Source organism: Brachybacterium tyrofermentans (assembly GCF_039526165.1).
Classification (GTDB): Bacteria; Actinomycetota; Actinomycetes; order Actinomycetales; family Dermabacteraceae; genus Brachybacterium; species Brachybacterium tyrofermentans.
The window spans coordinates 1-24,368 of record NZ_BAAAIR010000044.1; the positions used below are offsets into that span (position 1 = coordinate 1).

Below are 24,368 nucleotides of genomic sequence, written 5' to 3' on the forward strand. Positions count from 1 at the left end.
GCCAGTCAGCTCTCGGGTCACACCCGGTGCCGTCGAACACACCCCATCAGCACAAGGCCGACAAAGCCATCCTCACAGTCAGCCCTCCTCGTGGCGAAGGAAACTCCCCGAATCCTGCCCACGTAGGATCGAAGGCCCCGCTTCCCAGGAGTCGACATGGTCCCCGCTGCGCCCGATCACCCCACGGCCCTGCTGGATCCGGCATCGCCCGCGATGGGGCAGCGGCTGGTCGAGGCGTGGCGCACCGGCGCGCTGATCATGCCGCTGGGCGCGGACTCCTCCCCCGTGCACCTGCCCGGCCTGCACCGCTCCGTGCTGCCCGCCTCGCTGTCCGGCACCGCCCGCGTCTCGCTCGCGGGGGTGGGCGAGCGCTTCGCCGCCTGGCGTGTGACGCCTCAGGAGAACGCCCCGCTCATCGTGCGGATCCCCCATGTCCCGCCGGATGAGCTGCACCAGGACCTCTCCCAGGAGATCGCGGCGCTGACCCTGATCCCCACCGGGGTGGGGCCCGCACCGATCGCCGTCCACGATGATCCCGTGACCAGCCCGATCGGGCACGCCTATGTCGTCGCGTCCGACGTGCCCGGCACCGCGGCGGCCCCCGAGGCCTGGAGCGACCAGGGCCTGGCCGCGCACGCGCGGGTGCTCGCCCGGCTCCACGGCGTCCCCGCCCCGGGCCGTGGCCCGGTGGTGCTCGGCGCGGACCCGTGGGCGGCGGTGCCTCGCGGCGTCCCGTCCCTGCTCAACGAGGTGGAGGAGGAGGTCGCGGCCTGGCGCGGCGCGCACGGTCCCGTGATCGAAGAGCACGGCCTGGAGCCCTTCCTCGAGGCGGCGCTCGCGCGGGTCGCGGCGGTCGAGGGGGAGATCGCCGGGCTGGACGGCTTCGTGCTGTCCCACGGCGACCTGTGCGCCACGAACATCCTGTGGGAGCACGCCTCGGTGGTGCGGTACATCGACTTCGAGTGGGCGCAGGGCGACGACCCTGCCCGCGACCTCGCGATCATCGGCGGCGCTGTACACGGCGGGCCCTGGTACGTCCCCCTGGTCGAGGAGCAGATCACCACCTTCGTCGACACCTACGTGCAGGCACGCGGGGAGAACGGCGAGCTGCCCGCCTCGGTCGCCGACACCGCCTCGCTCCGCGACCGGATGCGGGCGTGGACCGCGTACGAGCGCACCGCGATGCTCGTCCACGTCGCCTCGCGCGCCTCCACCCGTGCCTCCCACCGTCGGGTGCTCCCGATCCTGCGCGGCACCCTCGCCCGGGAGCTCGGGCTCCCCGACTGACCTCCGGGCCGGGCAGACGGACAGACGGGCAGACGGGCAGACGGGCAGACGGGCAGACGGGCAGACGGGCGCATCCTGCGTGCTGTGCCACGCTCAGGCCGGGCGCGGTTGCCCTCCGGGGCGATCTGCGTACGGTGGGGCCATGAGCGACTTCGTGAAGAACGGTCCGAACGCCCCCAAGGGGTACTTCGCCGCGGAGGCCGCCGGCCTCGAGTGGCTGGCAGAGCCGAAGACGGTGCCGGTGGTCCCGGTGCTCGAGGTGGGCAAGGGCGAGCTGCGCCTGGAGCGCCTCGAGGAGATCGCCCCGTCGGCCGACGCCGCCCGCGCCTTCGGCGCGCAGCTGGCCCGCCTGCACGACGCCGGGGCGCCCGGCTTCGGCTGGACCCCGGGGGACGGTGCCTGGTTCGGCCCCCTCGAGAGCCCCTTCGACGTCCCGACCGTCGAGCACGAGGACTTCCCCGACTTCTGGGCCGACGACCGCCTGCGCCCCCTGGCCGACCGCATCACCCGCACCCTCGGCGCCGACGGGCACGACACCGTCGACGAGGCGATCGACGTGATCGCCGACGGCGCCTTCGACGGCATCAGCGGACAGGGCGCCGAGGAGCCCTCACGGGTCCACGGCGACCTGTGGTCGGGGAACCTGCTGTGGACCGCGGACGGCGCCACCCTCATCGACCCGTCGGCCCACGGCGGCCACCGCCTCGAGGACCTCGCGATGCTGTCCCTGTTCAGCGCGCCCTTCCTCGACGAGATCTTCGAGGGCTACGAGAGCGAGCACCCGATGCCCGGCGACTGGCAGCAGGACCTGCCCGCCCACCTGTTCTTCGGCCTGCTCGCCCACGTGCACCTGTTCGGCGAGGCCTACGTGGACCAGGCGATCGCCACCGCCGAGTCGATCATCGCCCGGGGTGACGAGCTGGGGTTCTGAGCCCCGCAGACTCCCCACCACACCACCGGCACCGATCGGCCACCCGCGCCGAGGCCCGCGCGACAGGTGCAGGACGAGCGCAGGAGGAGTTCAGGACGCCTCCGGAGCCCTTGCACGACGCGAGTGTGCGCTGTGCTTCCACCGAGGGAAGTGCAGCGCACACTCGCGTTCTGGAGGGATGGTGGGGACAGGAAGGTCACAGTGTCGACCGGGGTCGGGCGTCTGGCGTCAGGCCGTGACCGGAGTCGGCCTCAGCGGCAGCATGCCGCTCGAGTCCAGGTCAGTGGTCGTGGTCTTCGTGCTCCGCGTCGCCCTCGTGCTCCTCGTGGCCGCCGGCGTCGCTCGCCTCCGACTCGTCGTGGTCGTCGTGCTCACTCGCCTCGGCATCGTCGTGCTCGTCGGCGCCCGGCGCGATCTCGTACTCGCCTGACGCGGTCCCGGTGGTCACCTGGATCTCGTGCGGCACCACGGGCAGGTCCAGCTCGCGGTAGATCTCGCCGCTGGCGACGTCGACCATCGTGAGCTTCTGCGCCGCGGGGTCGACGACGAAGGCGGTGCCGTCGGCCACGGACATCATGGGGCCGGCCTCCTGCCAGTTGTCCGGCTCGGTCCACTCCCCCGTCACGGGGACCTCGTGGAGAATCTCGCCGCTCTCGGGGTCCAGGATGTTCAGCTCGCCGTCGGCGGTGAGCACCAGGGCCTCACCGTTCGGACCGCGGTCCAGGGAGCGGAACCAGTACTCCGAGCCCAGGTCCACGATCTGCTGGGTGTTGTCGCTGGTGTCGATCAGGGCGATCTCGGTGGGGTGCTCGGCACCGCCCTCGGGATCGGCCTCGACCTTGTGGTCGGCCAGCACGATCGACGAGTCCTCGTGACCCTTCTGGTTGCCGGAGCGCTGGAAGTCGCCGTCGATCGCGACCTTGTGGAACTCGCCGTCGCGGTAGATCACGGAGCCGTTCTCGCAGCCCAGGCTGATCACGTCGCCGGATTCCGTGGGCTTCGCAGCGGCTTCGCCGTGCACGCCGGGGCAGTCGTCGGTCTCGGCGGTGACGTTCCCGTCGGCGTCGAGCGCCTGCACAGTGTGGCGCTCGTCCTCGGTGCCCTGGGTGACGAGCAGGCCCCCGTCGGAGAGCGGTACCGCGACGCCGTGGTGGGGGGCCTCGGTGCTGGTCTCCTCGAGGATCCCGAGGTCGCCGTCGACCAGCGCGGTGGGGTCGATCAGGGTGATGTCGCCGGTGCCGTCGGCGAACAGGGCGGTGCGGTCCCCGTGGGGGACGACGTGGCCGGGCATCGGCGCCGGGACGGACAGATCGGTGAGGGCGGGGTCCTGCACGTAGTAGTGGAAGTGGTCGCCGTGGCCCTGGGCGAGCAGGCCGGTGTCGTACATCGTGATGGCGTCGGAGGCGCTGACGGCGACGTGGCGGCCGTCCCCGGCCGGATTCAGCCGCACGTACCCCTCGACGTCGGAGCTGCCGACGGTGCTGCCGTCGGAGGAGTCCAGCGTGGTCACGCCGCCCTCGTGGGCGAGCACGATGCGCGGCGAGAGAGCGGCCACCTCGGTGCGGTCCGTCTCCGGGGCCGCCGCGTCGCCGGCCGTCCCGCCGTCGGAGGCTCCGTCGGACCCGTCTGAACCGCCTCCAGCCGGACCGCCGCAGGCGGAGAGCGCGAGCACGCCGACACCGAGGAGCGCAACAGCACGCCGTTTCATGACAATGGTTCTCATCTGAATCATGATCAGAACAGTAGCAGTTCCTGAGAACTGTTCTCAGCAATGGGAGGGTGCCCCGGGTCATACTCGGCGGGTACCCTGAACGGGGCGATGGGGGTCGCCTGCTGGGGGAACCGCTCGACATGCTCAGGGGGAGCCGACATGGAACGACGTGATGCCACGACAGCGCAGAATCCACTCGGAGAGCGCGGCGATCGCCGACGCCCGCGGCGACATCGCAGGCGCCGCCTCCGCCGGGGAACGACGGTCGCCGCGGTTCTGACCCTGGCTCTTACCAGCTGCTATCTGCTGGATCCGGACCTGCTGCCCGAGGGCACGGACGAGGTGTCGATCGAGGTCGGCGAGACGGCCCAGGTGGATCTCGGCGAGTGGTCGCCGAGCATCGGGGACCGCTGGGGTGCGGTCCCCCTGCAGGAGGGCGACGCCGCCGAGTACGCCGCCGTGGACGACGGCGTCGTCACCGCCCACGTGGTCCAGGGCGCCGAGGTGTTCGGGGTGCGTGCACGCCGGGACGGCCCCGAAGCGGGCGGCACCACCCCTCACGCCATCGAGCTCACCGGCGTCGCGCCCGGCACCTCGACGGTGCGGATCGTGCACTGCTACCGCGTCGACATCGCCGAGGACTGCGACCAGGGGCCTCGCGACATCGATCCGATCGAGCTCACCGTGACGGTCACCTGACCCAGCACTCCGCACCCGGACGATGAACGCACGGTGCGCTGCGCCTCCCCGGAGGAAGCGCAGCGCACAGTGGCGTCGGGCGCCGGGACGGACCCGGTCAGCTCACATCAGGGCCGGCTCAGATCACTCCGAAGGCGATCATGGCGTCGGCGACCTTGCGGAAGCCGGCCACGTTCGCGCCCACCACGTAGTCACCGGGGCGACCGAGCTCGTCGGCCGTCTCCAGGCAGGTGGCGTGGATGTTCTTCATGATCTCGGTGAGGCGCTGCTCGGTGTGCTCGAAGCTCCACGCGTCGCGGCTCGCATTCTGCTGCATCTCCAGGGCGGAGGTCGCGACGCCGCCGGCGTTCGCGGCCTTACCCGGGCCGAAGGCCACGTCGGCGTCGCGGAGCACGCCCACGGCCTCGGGGGTGCAGGGCATGTTCGCGCCCTCGGAGACGGCGAGCACGCCGTTCTTGACCAGAGTGCGGGCCGCGTCGACGTCGAGCTCGTTCTGGGTGGCGCTGGGCAGAGCGATGTCCACGGGGACGTCCCAGACGCTGCCGCCGGCGACGAACCGTGCGCCGTTGCCACGACGCTCGGCGTACTCGGTGATGCGGCCGCGCTCGACCTCCTTGATCTGCCGGAGCAGGTCGAGGTCGATGCCGTTCTCGTCGACCACATAGCCGGAGGAGTCCGAGGCGGTGATCGGGACGCCGCCGAGCTGCCTGGCCTTCTCGATCGCGTAGATCGCGACGTTGCCGGAGCCGGAGACGGCGACGCGGCGGCCGTCGAAGGACTTGCCGCGGGCCTTGAGCATCTCGTCGGCGAAGATGGCCGCGCCGTAGCCGGTGGCCTCCTTGCGCACGAGCGAACCGCCCCAGTCCAGGCCCTTGCCGGTGAGCACGCCGGCTTCGTAGCGGTTGGTCAGGCGCTTGTACTGACCGAAGAGGTAGCCGATCTCGCGGGCGCCCACGCCGATGTCACCGGCGGGGACGTCGGTGTACTCACCCATGTGGCGGTGCAGCTCGGTCATGAACGACTGGCAGAAGCGCATGACCTCGCCGTCGCTGCGGCCGTGCGGATCGAAGTCGGAGCCGCCCTTGCCGCCGCCGATGGGCAGGCCGGTCAGGGAGTTCTTGAAGATCTGCTCGAAGCCGAGGAACTTCACGATGCCGAGGTTCACGCTGGGGTGGAAGCGCAGACCGCCCTTGTACGGGCCGAGCGCGGAGTTGTACTCGACGCGGAAGCCGCGGTTGATCTGCACGACGTTCTGGTCATCGACCCACGGGACGCGGAAGATGATCTGACGCTCCGGCTCGCACAGGCGCATGAGGATGCCCTGATCGTTGTACTCCGGGTGGCGGCCCTGGATGTACTCGAGCGACTCAAAGACCTCGCGCACTGCCTGGTGGAACTCGGGTTCGCCGGGGTTGCGGTGCAGCACCTGGTCATACGTGTTCTGGAGCATCGAATCGATCATCGCGGTCCTTTCAGGGTCCCCTGGGGAGGAGAGTCTGCGGTGACAGCGGGCACGGGGGCCCGCGGCGACCTACGGTCAGAGCCGTTCCAGAGTACGTAGTCATCCCAGATGTTGGAACACCGCGTCCGAGCAGTGAGCCACTCTCCGGGGCAGTTCTCGTCGGATTCAGCAGAAGTCCCTGCTCGACACCGATTTCCGCAGATCGGGCAACCCGCCGGCGCAGCGAGGCGAGGATCACTGTCGACAGCACATCAGGTCGTTAAGTACGATCGTACGCATGCCTCTTCCCCTCCCAGAGGTGCGCCGCGCCCGTGGCGCCGTCGCCGCGATGTTCCTGACCAACGGCGCTCTGCTCGCGAACCTCCTGCCCCGCTATCCCGAGATCAAGGGAGAGCTGGGCCTGGCGAACTCCACCTACGGCCTGGTACTCGCCGCGTTCCCCGCCGGCGCGATCCTCGCCGGACTGGGAGCCGGAGCGCTGATCCGACGCGTCGGATCCGCCCCGCTGGCGGTGGCCGGCACGATCCTCACGGCGATCGGGCTCTGCGCCGCCTCCTGGGCACCAGTCGCCGGCCTCCTGGCGCTCGCGCTCCTCGTCGCCGGAGCGTGCGACGCGATCACCGACGTCGCCCAGAACGCCCACGGCCTGCGGGTCCAGCGCCGCTACGGACGCTCTATCATCAACTCCTTCCATGCCGTGTGGTCCATCGGAGCGGTGCTCGGCGGCTCCATGGCAGCCCTGGCGATCGCGCTCGATGTGCCCCTGCGGGTGCATCTGGGCGTCTCCGGAGCGCTGTTCGCCGTCATCTCCCTGGTGGCGCTCCGCTTCGCTCTCCCGGGCAAGGACCCGGAGAACTCCGCAGGCGGAGCCGACGTCGGCACCAGCACCGCAGTCCCGGACGGCACGGGCGCGACCGACGACACGGCCGCGACCGACGCCGCAGGCGCTCCCCCGTCGGCCGCCCTGCGCCCGCGTCGCGGACGCACCGTGCCCCTGCTGGCAGCTCTCATCGTGATCGCCATCGGCGGCACGCTCGTCGAGGACGCCGGGAACTCCTGGGCGACCCTCTACCTCGCCCGTGACCTCGGCGCCCCGGCGGCGATCGCCGCCACCGGATACATCGCCCTGGTGGGTGCGCAGTTCGTGGGGCGTCTGGCCGGTGACTCCCTGGTGGACCGCTTCGGGCAGCGCACCGTGGCCCGCGCCGGCGGCCTGATCATCGCCGTGGGCATGGCCACCGCGCTGGCGTTCCCGACCGTGCCCGGCACGATCATCGGTTTCGCCCTGGCCGGGCTGGGCAGCGCGACCCTGGTGCCCGCCGCGATGCAGGAGGCCGACGACCTGCCCGGGCTGCGCCACGGCACCGGTCTCACGGTCGTGTCCTGGCTGATGCGGCTGGGGTTCCTCGCCTCACCTCCGCTGGTGGGCCTGGTGGCCGATGCCGCCGGGCTCCGCTACGGCCTGCTCGTGGTCCCGATCGCCGGAGCGCTGGTGATCGCGCTGGCCGGTGTGCTCAGCGGCCGGCGCGCAGCACGGGAGACCGAGCCCGAGAACGCCTCCGCCGGACTCTGATCAGACCGGTCCCTCCCAACAGTCAGTCCGGCCGGGCCAGGCGCCCCAGCGCGCCGCGGATCAGCGCGGCGGCCGACGGATCGATGTGCAGCGCACGATGCAGGGCGAGGCCCTCGTTCAGGGCGTCCAGCATGACCGCGGTGTCGGCGTCGACGAAGGGCGCCAACGTGGCCCGCGTGCGCGCCATCCAGCCGCTGGTGATGTCCCGGAACTCCGGACGGCGGGCCGCCAGGGTATAGAGCTCCTGGCTGATGACCAGGTCGCGCTGGGTCACGAAGACGTCCTCGTCGATGTTCGCGGCGAAAGCATCGAGCGCCTCGTCGAGAGTCGTGGCCGACGCCATCCGGCGCTCCACCAGGGCCGCGCCCCGATCCGCGTAGCGGAAGAAGGCCTCGCGCAGCAGGTCGTCCATCCCGTCGAAGTGATAGGTCATCGACCCCAGCGGGACGTCCGCGGCCGCCGCGACCCGGCGGTGCGACGTGCCGGCCACGCCGTGCTCCGCGATCACGTCGAGACAGGCATCGATGATGCGGTCGCGGCGCTGCGGGTCATGGCGGCGGGTACGGGCGGAATCGGGCACGGACCTGACCCTAGCGGGGTCGGGCGGATACGCGACCGTCGGACTCGGCGCTCGGGTCGAAGGCGCCGTCGCGGACGACGGCACGTGGGTCACTCGGCATGGCCGTCGACGATCGTCCGATCGCCGACGGGCTGCTCGGTCTCGACGAGGGTCGTGTACTCGAGCAGAGGGGCGTCGCATCCCCCGATGTGACGCGGGAGGCCCCCGGTGGAGGCCGAGATCGTGATCGAGCTGGCCGTCTCCTCGACGTCGACGTCATGGCCGTAGCAGTCGTCGACGCCGCCCAGGAAGGTCACACGGATGTGGGTGTCGTCGACGATCTCGGTGCTCTCCCACGCGGTGGGCAGAGCGTCCACCAGGTCGGATTGCGGCAGCTGGTCCCCCGCGTCGCTGTAGCTGGTCGTCGCCGAACAGCCGGCGAGGAGGAGCACGGCGGCTCCCAGAGCGGTCAGTCGCTGCCTGGAGCGACGTAGTCTGCCCATATCCGAACTCCCTGCTGCGCGATGTGCGGTGCGTGAGTCCTGATCCTGCCATCCTTGCTGACTCCGTCGGCGAGATGACGCCGCTCTCGCTCCCTCGAGCGAATGCCCCGCTGGTACGTTGACGCGATGGATTTCACCGAGTGGGACACGCGTTTGAGCGCCTATGCCGTGATCACCGATGGCCACGGACACATCCTGCTGACCTGGTTCAACGGCGCCGCTCCGCTGTGGACCCTCCCCGGCGGCGGGGTCGAGTTCGAGGAGTCCCTCGAGGCGGCTGTGGCGCGCGAGGTCTTCGAGGAGACCGGGTTCCATGTGGCCGTCGGCCGACCGCTGTTCAGCAGCACGATGACAGCGGACGTGGGCTCCAGGTCGCCGCGACCGTTCAAAGCGGTCCGCATCATCTTCGAGGCCACCATCGTCGGCGGGGAGCTCGGGACCACCGAGATCGGCGGGGAGCTCGGGACCACCGAGATCGGTGGGACGACGGACGAGGCACGCTGGATGCCGCTGACAGGGCTCCCGGACCACGAGCCCCGAGCGGGCATCGTCGACCAGGCCTACGAGAGCCTCCGGCGCACGACCGGCAGCTGAGTGCTACCGGGACAGCGGCCCCTCCTCGACGAACGCCGGGAACAGCGGTGCCGACGGTTGCGTGGCGTCCGGCCACCGGGCGATCATCGCGTCCCTCAGCGCGCCGAGCCAGTCGCTGACGGCAGCCAGCCCCTCGGCCCGCTCCGCGAGCTGCAGGAAGGTGCGTATCTGCTGCACCACCTGCCCGCGGCGACGCCAGCTGTCCTGCGGCGCCTGGTCCGGCCGGGAGACCTGTCGCAGCCTGCTGATCCGTCCGATCAGGACGATGGCTGCGCCCTCCGCGAGCAGCTGGCCATAGGAGTCGAGAACCTGGTGCGCGCCGCCGTCGGCGAGGGCTGTGCGGTAGGCCGCGTCGGCGGAGTCGACGACGCCATCCGGCAGCAGTCCCCAGGGGCTGCTGTGATGCGGGAACGGGTAGTGCAGGAAGCAGGCGTCGATCCCGAGGTGCCCGAAGCCGCTTCCCTCGACGTCGACCAGGCGTGCTCCGGCATCGGTGAGCAGCACATTCGTCGGGTTCAGGTCCCGATGGATGAGCGCTGAGGAGGGGCCTGGGCCGGTGGATCGCGCCAGGAGGCAGGTCACCTCGTTGCGAGCCCTCGTCGCGGACGGAAGGCCGAGCTCGGTGCAGGCCTGTTCGATCCCGTCCCAGTGCTCCGCGCCGTCTACGTACATCTGGCCGGTCTCCACGTCCGCGGAGAAGGCGGCGAGGTGTCGCTGGTGCTCAGCACGCCGGTCGATCGTGCTGGCATGCAACCGGCCGACGGCAGTGGCCATCTCGACCATGCCCCGGGCAGCAGCCGCCGGATCGTCACCGAGCAGGACGTCCTGCAGGGTCGGCCACTCGCCCAGGTCGGTCTGGAGCATCACGCCCGCGTCGTCGTCGACATGGATCCCCTGGGCGGTGACCCCGCTGGACGCGGCGGTTCGCAGCGCCGCGACCTCGCGGCGCAGGAACGCCGGACCACCGTGCCCTTCCCCGTCGACTCGGCGGGTCTTGGCCACGACCGTCGAGCCGATTCCGGGAATGTCCCGATCCAGGCCGAGACGGGTGACGGGCGCCGACTCGTGACCGACGTGCTGCTCAGAGGTCACTCTCACGGGGCCGCCGGCGAGACGGGACAGCGCGGAGCAGATCTGGTCGCGCCGTGCGGCGGTCAGCGGGTACGCGGGCATGCACCTCAGAGTAGGCGGGCCGCCGGGGCGCGGCATCACCGCGCCCCGGCGCCGCACCCCGGCCCTGCACCTCAGGAGGCCGGCGGGGTCTCCCCGACGCCGAACTCGCGGATCTGCACCCACTGACCGGTGGGGTTCTTCGCAGTGACGCGAAGGCGGCAGAAGCGGGCGTCGAGGGGTTCGTCCAGGGTCGCCGTGGCCACGGCGGAACCGTCGGTCGTGCCGATCTCGGTCCACGTCTCCCCGTCGGCGGAGAGCTCGAGGACCCCCTCGTAGACCTGGTCGCCGGGGGTCGAGTCGCTCTTGGCCATCTGCACCTGCACGTGCCGGATCGGGTGGGTCTCCTCGAGCTCGACCTGCACCACGTCGTCGACCTTCGGGGCCTTGCTGGACCAGAACATGGTCGCGAGGTCGCCGTCGACGATCCGCTCGATCGCATAGTCCTTGTACGTGCCCAGCGTGGTGGTCGCCGTGCCCGGCAGGCCGCGGAACGGCAGGGACGGATCCTCCGGCAGCACCTCGCGCAGCTCCTCCCAGGCCCGCGCGATGAAGCCCTCGAACACGCCGTCGCCCACGCTCGGGACGATCTGGTTCTCCTTGTAGACGCCGTCGGCGCGCTGGTCGGGCACCGTGGCCTGGCCCGCAGCGGCGATGTGCTCCGCCACGCCGGCCGCCGCGGCGGAGGCGTCCTCGAGCCGGCCCTCGGTGAGCGCGAGGAGCATCTGCTGCTGGGCGAGGAGGGCGCGGGCCCACTGCCCGGCGGCGACCATCCACGGCTTCGTATCCTCGTAGAACCCGGTCGAGGCCATCGGCTCGAGGCTCGGGGCGAGCTCGGTGATGGCGGTCAGCCGGGCGACGAGGGCCTCCCCTGCCGCATCCCCGGACTCGTACGCCGTCCAGAACTCCTCGACATCGGCGGCGAGCTCCGGCGCCATCGGGGACCCGCTGCGATAGGGCCAGTTCTGGTTGAGATCCGTGAACACGCGCAGGTCCTCACGGATCGACTCCGTCGGCCCCGCGAGCTCGTCGACCGCCGCCTCCCAGGAGTCCTCGGCGTCGTACGCGGGCGGGTTCCAGCAGTAGTCGGCGTAGTTCGCCAGGGAGATCAGCGAGGCGTACGGCTGGATCATCGGGTTCGCCGTGAACCCGGCGAGATGCTCGTGCAGCGTCGGCGCCCGCCCCTCGAGCGGGTTGAGGAACAGGCGGTCGCGCCGGCCGTCGTTCACGGGGAAGTTGTCCCAGATGTACAGGTGCTCGGTGTGGTACGACGCCACCGCCGTGACCACGGACTTCTCGGTGATCGACGGGGAGAAGACCCCTTCGCCGGTCCACTGGATGCGGGTCTCCGGGTGGGCGCCCTCCCCGAAGTCCGTCTTGTACTCGCTGGGGCCGGAGCCCGAGTAATGGGTGGGGACCGTCTGGAGCGGGGCGAGGTCGTGGGCCTCGACGTAGTCCGTCTGCACACGGTTGAGGTAATGGACCTGCGCCTCGGCCAGGGAGCCGAACTGCGCGGCATCCTCCTCGCCGAGCTCGGTGGGAATGTCGTCCAGCGCGATGTAGAAGCTGGTCACGCCCAGCTCGCGCAGCTGCTCGAACTTCGTGACCGTGGCCTCGAAGTCGTCGTCGCTGCCGTAGGTGATGTCGTTGCCGGGCGAGAGGGCGAAGGTGAAGCTCACGTGGTGCGCGTTCGCGGTCTCGACCAGCTCGGCGAGGTTCTCGAGCTCGTCGCCCGCGTAGAGCTCGCGCCACTTCGAGCGCAGCAGCAGGTCATCCTTCGGGGTGTAGATGTAGGTGTTCAGCTTGTGGGCGCCATAGAAGGCGAAGTGATCCAGGCGCGCCTGATGCGACCAGGGGATGCCGTAGAACCCCTCGATCGCGCCCCGGATCTCCATGAGCGGTTCGTCGCGCACCTGCACGGCGGGCAGACGGGTGCCCCCGGCGAGGAGCTGGCGCAGGGTCTGCACGGCGTAGAACGTGCCTCGTGCATCGCGCCCGGCGAGAGCCACCACGGCGCCCTTGTCCTTCGCCGCGGCGAGCACATACCCGTCGGCGGCGAGACCGTCGGGGCCCTCGACGCCGACGGTCTCGAGTGCCGCAGCGAGCGTCGGGTTGTCCTCGGGGGTCCCGAGGTGGATGCGGGTGCCGGAGGCCGTGGTGTCGGCGCCCTGGGCGGTGACCGTCCGGACCGTGCAGCCGTTGGTCTCCAGCAGCTCGGTCAGTGCTCGTTGGGCGGCCGCGTCGGTGTCCTTGCCGACGATCACGCTGACCTGGCGGCTGAGGACCACCTCCCGGTCGGCGCTCTCGACGGCACCGGGCTGGGGCCTCACCGTGCGATCCCCGCCCCGGGAGGCGTTGCCCCCGGCAAGCGCACCGCCCGCGGGGAGGGCGAGCGTTCCGCCGGCGGCCAGTCCGAGCCCGAGGGCGGCGCGGCGGGTGAGGGAGGTGGGGAGAGACGAGATGTCAGCGGTGGATCGATTCACAGCAGGAGCCTTCCGGGGCCTCGGGCAGGAGGCGCGGGGTGGGGGACGCGGGACGACGCACGCCACAGGACTGTGACGCGCGCCATAGGGTCCCGGTCAACGTACCAGGAAGAAGAGTCGGGGTTCCGAACATCGGGGAGACGGGGGTCGAACGACAGCACGACGTGGCTCACGCCCCCGGAGAGACGGGGCTCTGCCCTCGGGGTGGAGTCCGGGAGGCCGTACCGAGGAGCTGGATCAGCTCCCCTCGTCAGCCCCGTCCTCGACGCCGGCCTCGGGTCGGAAGATCTCCTCGATCGGGGCCCCGAAGAGGGCGGAGATCCGGAAGGCCAGCGGGAGGGAGGGGTCGTACTTGTCGTTCTCCAGCGCGATGACCGTCTGCCGGGAGACGCCGAGGGCCTTGCCGAGCTCGGCCTGCGACCAGCGCAGCTCCGCACGACGAGCCTTGATCTCGTTACGCATGACTCCCCCTCTCAGCGGTAGCGGACGGCGGAGACGATGGTGCCCGCGATCCACGAGACCATGAGGATCGAGAACGCGAAGATCCAGTTGATCTCCGGCAGCACCGAGAACTGCAGCACGCCGACGGCCAGGATCAGCGGCGTCGCGATGAGGAAGGCGAGCAGGATCGCCTCGGCGATCTTGCGGCGCTCGAACTCGTCGCCGCTGCGGTACATCTCGATGTTCGCCCAGGCCATGAGGCCGATGCCGGGGAAGACCAGGAGGGCGGGGAGGAGGGCGGGGATGCCGATGACGTCGGAGATGTCGGCGAACAGGACGCCGAGGACGTAGAGCGCGACGCCGATCGCGAAGCGGACGGCGAACGCGCGGTTGGCGCGAGTGCGGGGGCTGGCGGCGGCATTCATGGCGAACTCCTTGCATCGAGGGCTTCCCGCGCGATCGACCAGCCATCCATCCAGTGCCGGTATCGCTCGTGGTGTGCCCCAAATGTAAGGCATCCTTGACATCAAGGTCAAGGGGTCTTGACATAAAAAGTCAATGTTCCTTGACTTCGCAGGTCATCTGACGGTCACAGCCGCCTCGCGGCCCCCTGCCCAGGAGTGCCGCTCAGAGTCCCCGCACGTCGAGCTCGTGCTGCACCCACGCCGGATCATCGGTCGTGATCGTGTCGACACCGCACGCCAGCGCCACGGCGAGCTGCTCGGGCGTGTTCACCGTCCAGGGGTTCACCGCCAGCCCTGCCTCGTGCGTGGCCTCGGCGGCGCGCAGCGAGAGACCCGTGATCGACGGGCCGATGCCGGCCGCGCCGAGCTCGCGCGCGGTCGCCAGCTCCTGCTCGCCGACCTCCCTCACGAGATAGGAGACCGGGGTGTCGGTGGAACGGCGGATCTCGGAGAGCGCGTCGGGATGGAAGGAGATCACGGTGGAGGCCGCCGCCGGCGATCCGACGGGGAGCGCGCGCAGCAGTTCGGCCACTGCCTTCGCCGCCGCCGCGACCTTGACCTCGATGAAGATCGGCACGGTGGTCATCGCCAGCAGCTCCTCGAGCGAGGGCACCTTCTCACCGTCCGCGAGCAGCACGGTGTCCAGCTCGGCGCGGGTGAGGTCGCCGATCGCGCCGGTGCGACGAGGGGAGTCCGGCGCGGCGGTGCGGTCGATGGTCTCGTCGTGCATGACCACGACGTGCCCGTCCGCACTGAGGTGGACATCGCACTCGAGCACCTGCGCGCCGTCCTCGATGCCGCGCCGGAAGGCGGCGAGCGTGTTCTCGGGGGCGTGCGCGGAGGCGCCGCGGTGGCCGACGATCGCGGGACGCTGCAGGGACGGGGCGGACTGCTCGGACATTGTTCTCCTGGACTGCTTCGGAGCCGGCCCGCGGGCCGGCGCTGGTGGTGGACTGCTGAGCGCAGGGATCGAGCGCGAGGATTGCTGAATCGAGCGCGGGTCGCGCACGGAAGGATCCTTGGACCCTACCGGCGGCCCGGCTCGCCAGGGGTCAGTCCCGGGAAGGTCAGTCCCGGGACGGTCAGTCCCGGGACGGTCAGTCCCGGGACGCGAGGTGCTCCTCGACGACGCGTCGGGCATGGGCCGGATCGTCCGCCCCGATCGCCGGCACGCCGAGATCCACAGCCCGACGGATCTCGTCATCCGTGCGGGCGGCCCAGGCCGACGGGATCAGGCCCACGCCGCGGATCCGGTCGAAATCGCCGTCGCGCAGATCCGAGAGCCTCACGCCCAGGATCTCGGCCTTCGTCGCCATCGCGTCGTCGAGCGCCTCCTCGCTGAGCGCCCGGACGAGCAGCCCGCGGGGCACGGCCGGGGCCACCTCGAGCGCGATCCGCAGCGCCTCGGCGTGGAAGGAGATGATCCGCGCCGGGGCGACGGCCTCCCCCGACCAGGCGGAGTCGGGGAAGGTGTCCCGGAGGATCTGACCGGCCAGTGCGGCCGCCGCCGGGGCCTTGATCTCCACGAGCACGGGCAGCCGTGTGCCGTCCTCCCGCACCGCGGCATCGAGCACCTGGACGAGAGTGGGGATGTGCTCGCCCTCCCCCACCAGGACCTCGTCGAGCTCGGCCCGCGTGAGGTCCGCGACCGCACCGGTGCGCCGGGGCGAATCGCCCTGGGCCGTGCGGTCGATGGTGGCGTCGTGGATGATCACGTCGCGCCGGTCGCGGCTCAGGTGCACATCGCACTCGAGCTGATCGGCGCCGTCGGCCACCCCGCGGCGGAAGGCGGCCACCGTGTTCTCCGGGGCCACGGCCGCCGCGCCGCGGTGACCGGTGATTCGGGGGGCGGATGGTCGTCGGTTCATGCGTTCACCAGCTCCTCCAGCAGCGTGGATGCCCACGCCGGGTCGTCCACGGTGATCGTGTCGCAGCCCAGCTCGAGGGCTCGGGCCAGCTCCTCCTCGGAGCGGGCGGTCCACAGGTTCAGCTCCACCCCGAGCTCGCGGGCCCGGACCACGTCCGCCTGGCGGGCGTCGGCGATCCGCACCCCCACCTGGACGACCCCGAGCTCCTGGGCGGTCTCGAAGAACTCCGGGGAGGTCGCCGTGGTGGTCAGCAGCAACGGCAGCCGAGCATCGGCCTCTTTGACGGCACGCAGGGCCTCGGCGTGGAAGGAGATCACCAGCGCCGGAGGCGTCGGCCCCTCCCAGGCCTCGCCCGGGAAGTAGGCGGTGAGGATCTCGACCACCCGTCGGGCGGCGGCCGGTGCCTTGATCTCCACCAGCACGGGCACCCGCGTGCCGTCCTCCCGGACGGCGACGTCGAGCACCTGCTCGAGGGTCGGGAGGTGCTCGCCGCCGCCCACCAGCACCCGGTCCAGCTGCGCCCGGGTGAGGTCGGCGACCGCCCCGGTGCGCAGGGGCGAATCGTCCTGCGCGGTGCGGTCGATGGTGGCGTCGTGGATGATCGCGTCGACCCCGTCGCTGCTCAGGTGCACATCGCACTCCAGCAGCTGGGACCCCTCGGCGATGCCGCGACGGAACGAGAGCACAGTGTTCTCGGGCTCCACCGCAGCGGCTCCGCGGTGGCCGACGAGGGCTGGCAGCACGGCCAGGGCGGGCGCCGCCATGGCCGCGCCCGTGGCATCGGGAGCTGCGGTGCGGGCTGCGGTGGTCATCACTTCCACCCCTGGAAGTCGACGGCCTCGTAGCCCTCGCGCTTGTCGTCGAGCGTGTCCTGCAGCTCGGCGGCGAGGGCGTCCAGGACCTTCTGAGGATCGGCGCCGTCGCCGTAGACCTGGCCCTGCGTGGCGCCGATCTCGGTGACCATGCCGGAGTCCCAGTTGGTGTAGTCCGCGGTGCGGGCGTTTTCCAGCTGGTTGAGCGCCACCAGGTAGTTCGGGTTCTTCGCGACGAGGTCCTTGACCGACTGGGTCTCGGCGGCGGCCTGCACGATCGGCACGTAGCCGGTGGCGATGTGCCAGGCGGCGGACTGCTCGGCGCCGGCGAGGAAGCGGAACAGCTCGGCGCAGGCGTCCTGACGCTCCTGCGACTCGGTGCGCACGATCGACAGGCCGGAGCCGCCGGTGGGGACCTGCTTCTTCTCGCCCTCCTTGGAGAGCATGAAGGCCACGCCCACGTCGAACTTGTCGCCCGCGGCCTCGGTCTGGCCGGTCAGCGAGGCTGTCGAGCCGCGCCAGCCGGCAGTCACGCCGGCCTGGAAGTCGGTCCCGGCATCCTTGGCGAGGTAGCCGAAGCCGTCGTCGTGGATGAACTTGCGCTGCCACTCGAGCCACTCGGCGCCGGCCTCGTCGTTGATCGTGACCTCGAAGTCCTGGTTCGCATTCGCTCCGCCGAAGCCCCAGATATCGGCCTGGCCCGTCCAGGCGTCGGCCGAGAACGCCATCGCGGACAGCGGGCGGCCCTCGACCTCGATCTTCGCCAGCTCGGGGGCGAACTCCGCGAGGTCCTCCCAGGTCTCGGGGCCCTCCTCGGGAAGGCCTGCGTCGCGGTAGATCGAGCGGTTGAAGTAGAACAGCGGCGTGGAGCGGGCGAAGGGCACCACGAAGGTCTCCCCGGCGGCGATCCCCTCGTTCACGTAGTTGGGGATGTAGATGTCCGTGTTCCACTCGTCGTCGAAGTACCCGTCCAGCGGGGCGAGAGCGTCGGAGGCATGGAACTGCAGCCACTGCATCTCGGGGAAGCAGACGATGTCGGGCACCGCGCGGGCCTGCAGGGCCGCGGTGAACTTCTGCGTCAGATCGGCGTAGCCGCCCACGGACTCCGCGATCGCGACGATCTCGTCCTGCGACTCGTTGAACTCGGTGAACAACGTCATGAGGGACTCGTAGAGCTCTCCGGTCCAGGGGGCCCAGAACAGGATCGCGGTACGGCCCTCGTAGCCGGCGGGCACGGTGTGATCCGCCTGCGAGAAGCCGTCGCGGACATTGCTCTCGGCGTTGTCGCCGCCGCCGTTCGGGGAACCGCAGGCGGCGAGGCCGGCGGCGCCGGCTCCGAGTCCCAGGGCGGCGAGCAGGCTGCGACGGGACGGGCTGGAGAGGTGACGGGACATACGAGGTGCTCCTTGGAGAGTGGTCCGGTTCGGGGACGGGCGGGGGGTGGTCATCGGGTCAGCGGTCGGGAGGTCGGGTCGGGAGGTCGGGGGCTGCGGGAGAGGTCGGGCCCGGGCGTGGCCAGCGATCACTTCAGGGCTCCTGCGGCGAGGCCGCCGATGATGCGCTTCTGGGCCAGGAAGAAGAGGATGAGCATCGGGAGGGAGACGAACACGGCGCCGGCCATGATCACGCCCCAGTTGCTGTAGCCCTCCTGGCTGCGGAGGAACAGCAGGCCGATGGGCAGCGTGCGCATATCCGCGGTGGAGGTGACGATCAGCGGCCACACGTACTCGTTCCACTTGCCCACCATCACGATCAGCGTGCCGGTGAGGATCATGGGGCTCGACAGCGGCACCACGATCAGGACCATCCGTCGCAGATGCCCGGCTCCGTCGATCTCCGCGGCTTGCAGGATGTCCTTGTCGATGGTCCGCATGAACTGGTAGAGCAGGAACATCGCGAAGGCGCTCGCGATGCCGGGCAGGATGATGCCGGCGTAGGAGTTCAGCCAGCCGAGGTTCGCCACGGTGATGTAGTTGACGATCAGCGTGACGTGGCCCGGCAGCATCATCGAGGCGATGATCAGCGCGAACGCGACCTTCTTGAAGCGGAACTCCACGAACACGAAGGCGTAGGCGCACAGGATCGCGAGCGTGAGCTCCAGGAGCGTGCCCACGCCGGTGGTGATGATCGAGTTGAGGAAGAACCGGTCGAAGGGGGCCGACTTCCACGCATCGGTGAAGTTCTCCAGCGTCAGCGAGGTGGGGATCCACTGCAGCGGCCAGGAGTAGATCTCGCCGTGCGGCTTCAACGACGAGGAGAACAGCCAGTACAGCGGGATCAGGAACATCCCGATGGTGCCGAGCACGGCGAGGATCAGCAGGACGCGGAGCCACAGGGGGCGGCGCGGTCCGCGCCGGCGGCCGCGGTTCGCGCGGGGGCCGCCGCCGGCGGCGTCGGCCGAACCGGACGAGCCTGCGGCGCCGGAGAGCTTCTGGTTCTCGAGGGTCAGAGCGCTCATGAGGAGTAGTTCACCTTCTTCTCGCCGACGCGGACCTGCAGGTAGGTGATGACCAGCAGGATCGCGAGCAGCACGGTGGCCGCCGCGGACGCGGAGCCGATGTCGAACTTCTGGAAGGCCTCCTCGTAGACCAGCCAGCTCAGCGTGCTGGAGGAGACCCCGGGCCCGCCGCTGGTCATGATCGAGATGATGTCGAAGGCCTGGGCGGCGGAGATGATGCCCGTGATCGAGAGGAAGAACGTGATCGGGCTCAGCAGCGGCAGCGTGAGGCTGCGGAACAGCTTCCAGCCGTGCGCGCCGTCCAGTGCCGCCGCCTCGTAGAGGTCCTTGGGGAGATCGAGGATCGCGGTGTAGCAGATGACCGTCACGAAGCCGAGGCGCTGCCAGGTGTACGCGATGGTGATCGCCCACAGCGACCAGTCCGAGGTGGTGGTCCAGTCCGGCGAATCAGCACCGAACAGGGAGAACACCCAGCGCGAGAGCCCGTAGTTGGGGTCGAACATGAACAACCACAGGATGCCGACGGCCGCGCCGGGCAGCATGTGCGGCGCGAAGGCCATGGTCTGCGCGAAACCGGTCAGCGGGACCTTCGTGGCCAGCAGGCTGCCCAGCAGCAGGCCGCCGATGATCGACCCGACCACGCTGACGCCGGTGAAGATCAGCGTGTTCATCATGACCTGGCCGAAGTTCGGATCGGTGAACAGGTCCGTGTAGTTCTCCAGGCCCACGAACTCCGGGCTCGGCGCCACGAAGTCCCACTCCATGAAGCTCAGGCCGATGTTGTAGAGCGCCGGATAGTAGGAGAAGACGATGATCGCGATCAGGTTCGGGGCGATCAGCGCACCGAACAGGAGCGCGTCACGGCGGCGCCGGCGACGGCGCTGGGGCGAGGGCGGGCGTCGCTCGAACGTCGGCCGGGCGGCGTCCGTCGGACCGGAGGGATCCGCGGGATCCGTCGGTCCGCCGTTCTGGTCGCCCCGGGATCGGGCCCGGGGGTCCGCATCGCGGTGCGGTCGGACTGCGAGTGTCATGGGGGCGTTCCCAGCTTCCTGGTCGGAGGGGCGGTCCGCAGGGCGGACTGCCGGATGGAGGGCCGTGGACCGGCGGGCGGATCAGGCCCGACGGGAGCTGGTCACGGTTCTGCACCTGCAGGTCCGCTGCCGCTCCGAGGGCCGACGTCCCACACCGTAGGAAGGGTTCGACGCAACGCGCCAGCGCTCCCGTCGACCCGGTGAACCACACATGAACGACCTTCATCACTGCAGGTCATCTAGCTGTTCCGGGGCACCGGCGGCGCACGCTCGATACAGAGCGCGCGCCCTCGGGGTGCCGGTCCACCGAGTGTTCATCCAGCAGTCCGGAACTGTTCGCCGAGGAGCCGTGCTCGCAGATCGCACGCGCACCGAGGCTTCACCTGGAGGTCACCCGTGCGCCCTGGTGGCTGCCGTGGGCTGCGCTACCCTGCGCAGACCACGCACACCGTTCCGCGGCCGCCTCGCAGCCCGCACCGACTGCCGGGAGACCCCCAGACCATGCCCCGACCACCGACGATGGAGGACGTGGCGCGGACCGCCGGGGTCTCCCGCTCCACCGTGTCGCGCGTGTTCCACCACGGCGGCGAGCGCGTCTCCCCCGATGCGGTGATCGCGGTCCATGAGGCGGCCGAGCGCCTCGGCTACGTGCACAACCTCGTGGCCAGCGGACTGGCCCAGCGCCATGGCACCCAGCTCGGACTGCTGATCCGCGACGCGACCAACCCGGCCTACGGGCACCTCCATGCCGAGATGAATCGGGCCGTCGAGGCGACGGGCCGCACCCTGATCTCGGTGACCGCCTCCCGCCACGACTACGGCACCGCCGAGGTCGACGGGCTGAAGCGTCTGATCGGTCAGCGGGTGGCCGGCCTGTTCGTCGGGACCGGCGTGACCGCCGCCGAGGACCTCGTCGAGACCGTCAGCGCGACGCCGATGATGATCGTCGGCCGCCCCAACCGACACCCGCAGATCGAGTCCGTCAGCTACGACGAGCGGGCGCACGGTCGACTCATCGCGGAGCGGATCGCGGAGGCGGGCCACCGTCGGATCGCAGTGCTCTCTGCACCCCTGCTCTACTCCCGGGTGTTCGACCTGCGGGTGCGCAGCCTCGTGGAGCGGTGCGCCGAGCTCGGGGTGCAGACCGTGCCGGTGGAGCTGCTCCCGGTCGAGAAGGGTGTGGTGAGAGCGCTCGACCTGGCCCGCGAGGAGCAGCTGACCTGCATCGTGAGCCCGGTGGACTATGTAGCTCTCGACCTGCTGCGCGCGGCCGCCGAGCGCGGGGTGCGCATCCCGGAGGAGCTCAGCACCGTGGGCTTCGACGGGCTCAGCGACGGCATCGACCTCATCGGCCTGGCGACCGTGAAGCTGCCGGTGGCCGAGGTCGCCCGAGAGGCGGTGGACCGGATGGGCGAGCTGCTGAGGCGAGCGCAGGCCTCACCCGGCCCCGGCCCCGAGGGCACGCCGTCGGCCCTTCACTCCGAACAGGCTCCGCCCGCTCGTCACACCGTGCACGCGGGCAGGTTCCTGCCCGGCCGGACGCTCGGTCCCGTGCCCGAGACGATGCGGCCGTGAACTCCGGTCTCCACCCCCGGCCTCGCACGCGACCTCAGGCACGGCAAGGCTCTCCACGGCTGACAGCGCACGTCAAGGGAGCTATAGTCGGCTCCATGAAGATGAGCAATGACCTTGAGAAGAAGTTCCAGGAACAGATCACCCTCGAGTTCGAGGCATCGATGACCTACCGACAGCTGGCGATCGAGGCCGACGAGCAGGACCTCCCGGGCATCGCCGCGTGGCTGCGCCACCAGGCAGATGAGGAGATCGTCCACGCCAACAAGTTCATCCAGCACGTCTCGGACCGCGACAACCACGCCGCCATCGGCGCCATCAAGGCCCCGGGCGTGACGCCGGGCCTGTCGGTGCTCGAGATCTTCGAGGCCGCCCTCGCGCATGAGCAGAAGGTATCCGAGGCGATCCGCGAGCTGTACCGCAGCGCCGACAAGGAAGGCGACTACGACTCCCGCCCGCTGCTGAACTGGTTCGTCGACGAGCAGATCGAGGAGGAGGCCACCGCCTCCGAGATCATCGGCCGCGTGAAGCTGATCGGCGACGACGGCTCCGGCCTGCTGCGCCTCGACTCCGAGCTGGGCGCCCGCCCCACCGAGTCGACCGAGGCCGACGCCGACTGATCCCCGCGGGAGCTGGGAGCTCCTCACCTCTGCCGAACGGGCCGATCCGCCGACGACGCGGATCGGCCCGTTCGCTGTTCGCCGCTCGCCATGTGCAGTGCGCTGTCCGCTTCCCGAGGGTCCGGCCCCCGGAGACATCGGGCCCCGTGAGTCGAGCGTGCGTCAGCCGTCGGTCTGCACGACGACCTCTGCCTCTCGAGCATCGGACGGAGCGTCGTTGTCGGACCGCGCGAATTCGTGGGCCTCGTCGGCTCCATCGGCCTTGTAGGCTTCGTCGGCCCGATCCGACCTGGGAGTGGATCGATGCGACGTCGCTCCTGTCTGGATCAGCGGGTCGCGACGCAGCATCATCACCAGCGAGACCGCGAGTGCGAGGATCACGAAGATGAACGGCGCCGCGGAGAGCATCACCGCCGTCTGCAGCGCCTCCAGGCCGCCTGCGTAGAGCAGCACCGCGGCCGTCGCACCGGTGAGCACGCCCCACATGCCCATCAGCGGACGGCTGGGGTGCAGATGGCCGTCGGAGGAGATCACCGCGAGCACGTACGTGTTCGAGTCCGCGCTGGTCACGAAGTACATGATCACCAGGACCACGGCGACCACCGAGGTGAGACCCGTCAGCGGCAGCTCATCGAGCAGGGCGAAGAATGCGGTGTTGACGTTCTCGGTCGCGGCCTCGCCGATCCCGGTTCCGCGCTCGAGGTCCATGAACATCGCCGAGCCGCCGAACACGGTGAACCAGGCGGAGAAGATCAGGCTCGGCACGCCGAGCACGACCAGCACGAACTGACGGATCGTGCGACCGCGGGAGATGCGGGCGAGGAAGATGCCCACGAAAGCGCCCCAGGAGATCCACCAGGCCATCATGAAGTAGGTCCAGAACTGCATCCATTCCACGTCGGCGCCGTCGGTGGGCAGCATCAGGCTGATCTCGACGAAATCTCCGACATAGCCGCCGAGCGAGCGGAGGAAGAGGTTGATCAGCCAGCTGGTGGGGCCGGTGGCGAGGACGAACAGCAGCAGGGCTGCAGCCACCACCATCGTGGTCTGGCTCAGGTAGCGGATCCCTCGCCCGATGCCGCTCATCGCCGACGCCGTGAACAGCACGGTGACCAGCGCGATGATCACGAGCTGCACGCCGGTGGTGGTGAGGTCGAGGCCGGTCAGGCGGCTCATGCCCTGGCTGATCTGGGCGGCTCCGAGCCCCAGCGAGGTCGTGGTGCCGAACAGGGTGGACAGGATGACCAGCACGTCGATCGCCTTTCCGACCGGGCCGTCGGCGTGACGGCCGATCAGCGGGCGCAGGATCGGCGAGACCAGTCCCTTGTTCCCCAGGCGGTGGGTGGAGTACCCGATCGCCAGGCCGAAGGTGGCGAACACCGCCCAGGCGTGCAGCCCCCAGTCCAGGAACGTGAAGCGCAGGGCATCGACCACGGCCTCCCGGCTGCCGGGCTCGGCGAGGCCGTGTGGAGGGGTGACCAGGTGGGAGACCGGTTCGGCGACGCCGTAGGTGACCATCCCGATACCCATCACGGCACCCAGCAGCATCGCGATCCACGCGAAGGTGGGGTACTCGGGGCGGGAGTCGTCCGGGCCCAGGCGGATGTCGCCGAAGCGGGTCACGGCGAGCACGAGCAGCAGCCCGATCAGGCACAGCGGGATCAGCAGCAGCGACCATCCGCCGGTGGTGGTCACCCACTGCATCGCGCTCTCGGCGGCGGAGCTCATCTGCGCGGGCCAGAAGCCAGCGGCGACGAGGAGGGCGACGATGAGCGCCACGGCCACCCACACCACGGCGCCGCCGGTGCTGCCGGGGACCTGCGGGTCGCGCGGGAAGCGATCCGCATCGCGCCGGGCGCGGCGTGGAGCGTCGTCGCGTGGGCTGCGGCGTGGGCCGGGGCCATCGTCGGCACCAGCAGGGAGCGGGTCGGCAGGAAGCGGTTCCCCGGGAGGAGGCTCCGAGGGACGTGGGTCGGCAGAGGGGTCCAGCGACATGGCGCGGTCCGTTCATGAGGGCGCTGCCGTGCCGGGACTGCTGGAGGGCAGAGGGGCAGGCGACGACAGAGGAGGAGGTCCGCAACGGCCCATGGGCTGACGGGAGCGCCGCAGGGGTCCGGTTGCGAAGCGCCC

General features: G+C 70.5%; 22 protein-coding genes. 7 read left to right on the top strand and 15 right to left on the bottom strand.

Annotated features, from left to right (window positions below; genetic code table 11):
• Window positions 1-156 precede the first annotated feature (156 nt).
• Window positions 157-1,287: an aminoglycoside phosphotransferase family protein gene (locus ABD093_RS12970; RefSeq protein WP_343925005.1), complete on the top strand. Its 1,131-nt coding sequence runs from the start codon at window positions 157-159 to the stop codon at window positions 1,285-1,287.
• 142 nt (window positions 1,288-1,429) lie between these two features.
• Window positions 1,430-2,218, top strand: a complete 789-nt coding sequence (locus ABD093_RS12975; RefSeq protein ID WP_193118524.1) for a fructosamine kinase family protein — start codon at window positions 1,430-1,432, stop codon at window positions 2,216-2,218.
• Window positions 2,219-2,498: 280 nt separating this feature from the next.
• On the opposite strand, the gene ABD093_RS12980 is transcribed toward ABD093_RS12975, so the two are convergent.
• Window positions 2,499-3,941 carry a hypothetical protein gene (locus ABD093_RS12980; protein WP_226850642.1) on the bottom strand — a complete coding sequence of 481 codons (1,443 nt, stop codon included), beginning with the start codon at window positions 3,939-3,941 and terminating at the stop codon, window positions 2,499-2,501.
• Between the two features lie 147 nt (window positions 3,942-4,088).
• On the opposite strand from ABD093_RS12980, the gene ABD093_RS12985 reads away from it, so the two are divergent.
• Window positions 4,089-4,628: a hypothetical protein gene (locus tag ABD093_RS12985; RefSeq protein WP_343925008.1), complete on the top strand. Its 540-nt coding sequence runs from the start codon at window positions 4,089-4,091 to the stop codon at window positions 4,626-4,628.
• 118 nt (window positions 4,629-4,746) lie between these two features.
• Here the strand turns inward: ABD093_RS12985 and gdhA are convergent, their stop codons facing one another.
• Window positions 4,747-6,090, bottom strand: coding sequence for an NADP-specific glutamate dehydrogenase (gdhA, locus tag ABD093_RS12990; protein WP_343925010.1), 1,344 nt, complete (start codon window positions 6,088-6,090; stop codon window positions 4,747-4,749).
• Window positions 6,091-6,367: 277 nt separating this feature from the next.
• On the opposite strand from gdhA, the gene ABD093_RS12995 reads away from it, so the two are divergent.
• Window positions 6,368-7,663, top strand: a complete 1,296-nt coding sequence (locus ABD093_RS12995; RefSeq protein ID WP_343925012.1) for an MFS transporter — start codon at window positions 6,368-6,370, stop codon at window positions 7,661-7,663.
• A 22-nt stretch (window positions 7,664-7,685) separates the two neighbouring features.
• On the opposite strand, the gene ABD093_RS13000 is transcribed toward ABD093_RS12995, so the two are convergent.
• Together ABD093_RS13000 and ABD093_RS13005 are read right to left on the bottom strand one after the other, a co-directional pair.
• The gene (locus ABD093_RS13000; protein ID WP_319021644.1) at window positions 7,686-8,243 is read right to left on the bottom strand and encodes a TetR/AcrR family transcriptional regulator; all 558 of its coding nucleotides are present in this window, start codon (window positions 8,241-8,243) and stop codon (window positions 7,686-7,688) included.
• An 89-nt stretch (window positions 8,244-8,332) separates the two neighbouring features.
• Complete coding sequence (locus ABD093_RS13005; RefSeq protein WP_193118529.1) at window positions 8,333-8,725, bottom strand: hypothetical protein; 393 nt, start codon at window positions 8,723-8,725, stop codon at window positions 8,333-8,335.
• Between the two features lie 126 nt (window positions 8,726-8,851).
• On the opposite strand from ABD093_RS13005, the gene ABD093_RS13010 reads away from it, so the two are divergent.
• Complete coding sequence (locus ABD093_RS13010) at window positions 8,852-9,319, top strand: NUDIX hydrolase (protein WP_193118530.1); 468 nt, start codon at window positions 8,852-8,854, stop codon at window positions 9,317-9,319.
• Window positions 9,320-9,322: 3 nt separating this feature from the next.
• On the opposite strand, the gene ABD093_RS13015 is transcribed toward ABD093_RS13010, so the two are convergent.
• The 10 genes from ABD093_RS13015 to ABD093_RS13060 all read right to left on the bottom strand — a co-directional run bounded on the left by ABD093_RS13015 (window position 9,323) and on the right by ABD093_RS13060 (window position 20,046).
• Window positions 9,323-10,492, bottom strand: coding sequence for a phosphotransferase (locus tag ABD093_RS13015; RefSeq protein WP_193118531.1), 1,170 nt, complete (start codon window positions 10,490-10,492; stop codon window positions 9,323-9,325).
• Window positions 10,493-10,563: 71 nt separating this feature from the next.
• A complete protein-coding gene (locus ABD093_RS13020; protein WP_193118532.1) occupies window positions 10,564-12,972 on the bottom strand; it encodes a glycoside hydrolase family 84 protein in 2,409 nt (802 codons plus the stop codon).
• A 237-nt stretch (window positions 12,973-13,209) separates the two neighbouring features.
• Window positions 13,210-13,434, bottom strand: a complete 225-nt coding sequence (locus tag ABD093_RS13025; RefSeq protein ID WP_343925016.1) for a helix-turn-helix transcriptional regulator — start codon at window positions 13,432-13,434, stop codon at window positions 13,210-13,212.
• A gap of 11 nt (window positions 13,435-13,445) precedes the next feature.
• Entirely contained in the window at window positions 13,446-13,838 is a 393-nt protein-coding gene (locus tag ABD093_RS13030; protein ID WP_343925018.1) for a hypothetical protein, read from the bottom strand.
• A gap of 202 nt (window positions 13,839-14,040) precedes the next feature.
• Window positions 14,041-14,778 (bottom strand): glycerophosphodiester phosphodiesterase, encoded by a 738-nt coding sequence (locus ABD093_RS13035; protein ID WP_193118535.1) that lies wholly within the window; start codon window positions 14,776-14,778, stop codon window positions 14,041-14,043.
• Window positions 14,779-14,974: 196 nt separating this feature from the next.
• A complete protein-coding gene (locus ABD093_RS13040; RefSeq protein WP_343925020.1) occupies window positions 14,975-15,745 on the bottom strand; it encodes a glycerophosphodiester phosphodiesterase in 771 nt (256 codons plus the stop codon).
• Window positions 15,742-16,557, bottom strand: coding sequence for a glycerophosphodiester phosphodiesterase (locus ABD093_RS13045; RefSeq protein WP_343925022.1), 816 nt, complete (start codon window positions 16,555-16,557; stop codon window positions 15,742-15,744). Before ABD093_RS13045 ends, ABD093_RS13040 begins: the two co-directional genes overlap by 4 nt.
• Complete coding sequence (locus tag ABD093_RS13050) at window positions 16,557-17,951, bottom strand: ABC transporter substrate-binding protein (RefSeq protein WP_343925024.1); 1,395 nt, start codon at window positions 17,949-17,951, stop codon at window positions 16,557-16,559. Before ABD093_RS13050 ends, ABD093_RS13045 begins: the two co-directional genes overlap by 1 nt.
• A gap of 128 nt (window positions 17,952-18,079) precedes the next feature.
• On the bottom strand, window positions 18,080-19,015 hold the full coding sequence (locus tag ABD093_RS13055; RefSeq protein WP_343925026.1) for a carbohydrate ABC transporter permease: 936 nt from the start codon (window positions 19,013-19,015) through the stop codon (window positions 18,080-18,082).
• On the bottom strand, window positions 19,012-20,046 hold the full coding sequence (locus ABD093_RS13060; RefSeq protein ID WP_343925028.1) for a carbohydrate ABC transporter permease: 1,035 nt from the start codon (window positions 20,044-20,046) through the stop codon (window positions 19,012-19,014). Before ABD093_RS13060 ends, ABD093_RS13055 begins: the two co-directional genes overlap by 4 nt.
• Window positions 20,047-20,547: 501 nt before the next feature.
• On the opposite strand from ABD093_RS13060, the gene ABD093_RS13065 reads away from it, so the two are divergent.
• Both ABD093_RS13065 and ABD093_RS13070 read left to right on the top strand, forming a co-directional pair.
• Complete coding sequence (locus tag ABD093_RS13065; protein ID WP_343925030.1) at window positions 20,548-21,621, top strand: LacI family DNA-binding transcriptional regulator; 1,074 nt, start codon at window positions 20,548-20,550, stop codon at window positions 21,619-21,621.
• Between the two features lie 95 nt (window positions 21,622-21,716).
• Window positions 21,717-22,238, top strand: a complete 522-nt coding sequence (locus tag ABD093_RS13070; protein ID WP_343925031.1) for a ferritin — start codon at window positions 21,717-21,719, stop codon at window positions 22,236-22,238.
• A gap of 162 nt (window positions 22,239-22,400) precedes the next feature.
• Here ABD093_RS13070 and ABD093_RS13075 read toward each other — a convergent pair whose 3' ends face one another.
• Entirely contained in the window at window positions 22,401-24,233 is a 1,833-nt protein-coding gene (locus ABD093_RS13075) for a BCCT family transporter (RefSeq protein ID WP_343925033.1), read from the bottom strand.
• Window positions 24,234-24,368 lie beyond the last annotated feature (135 nt).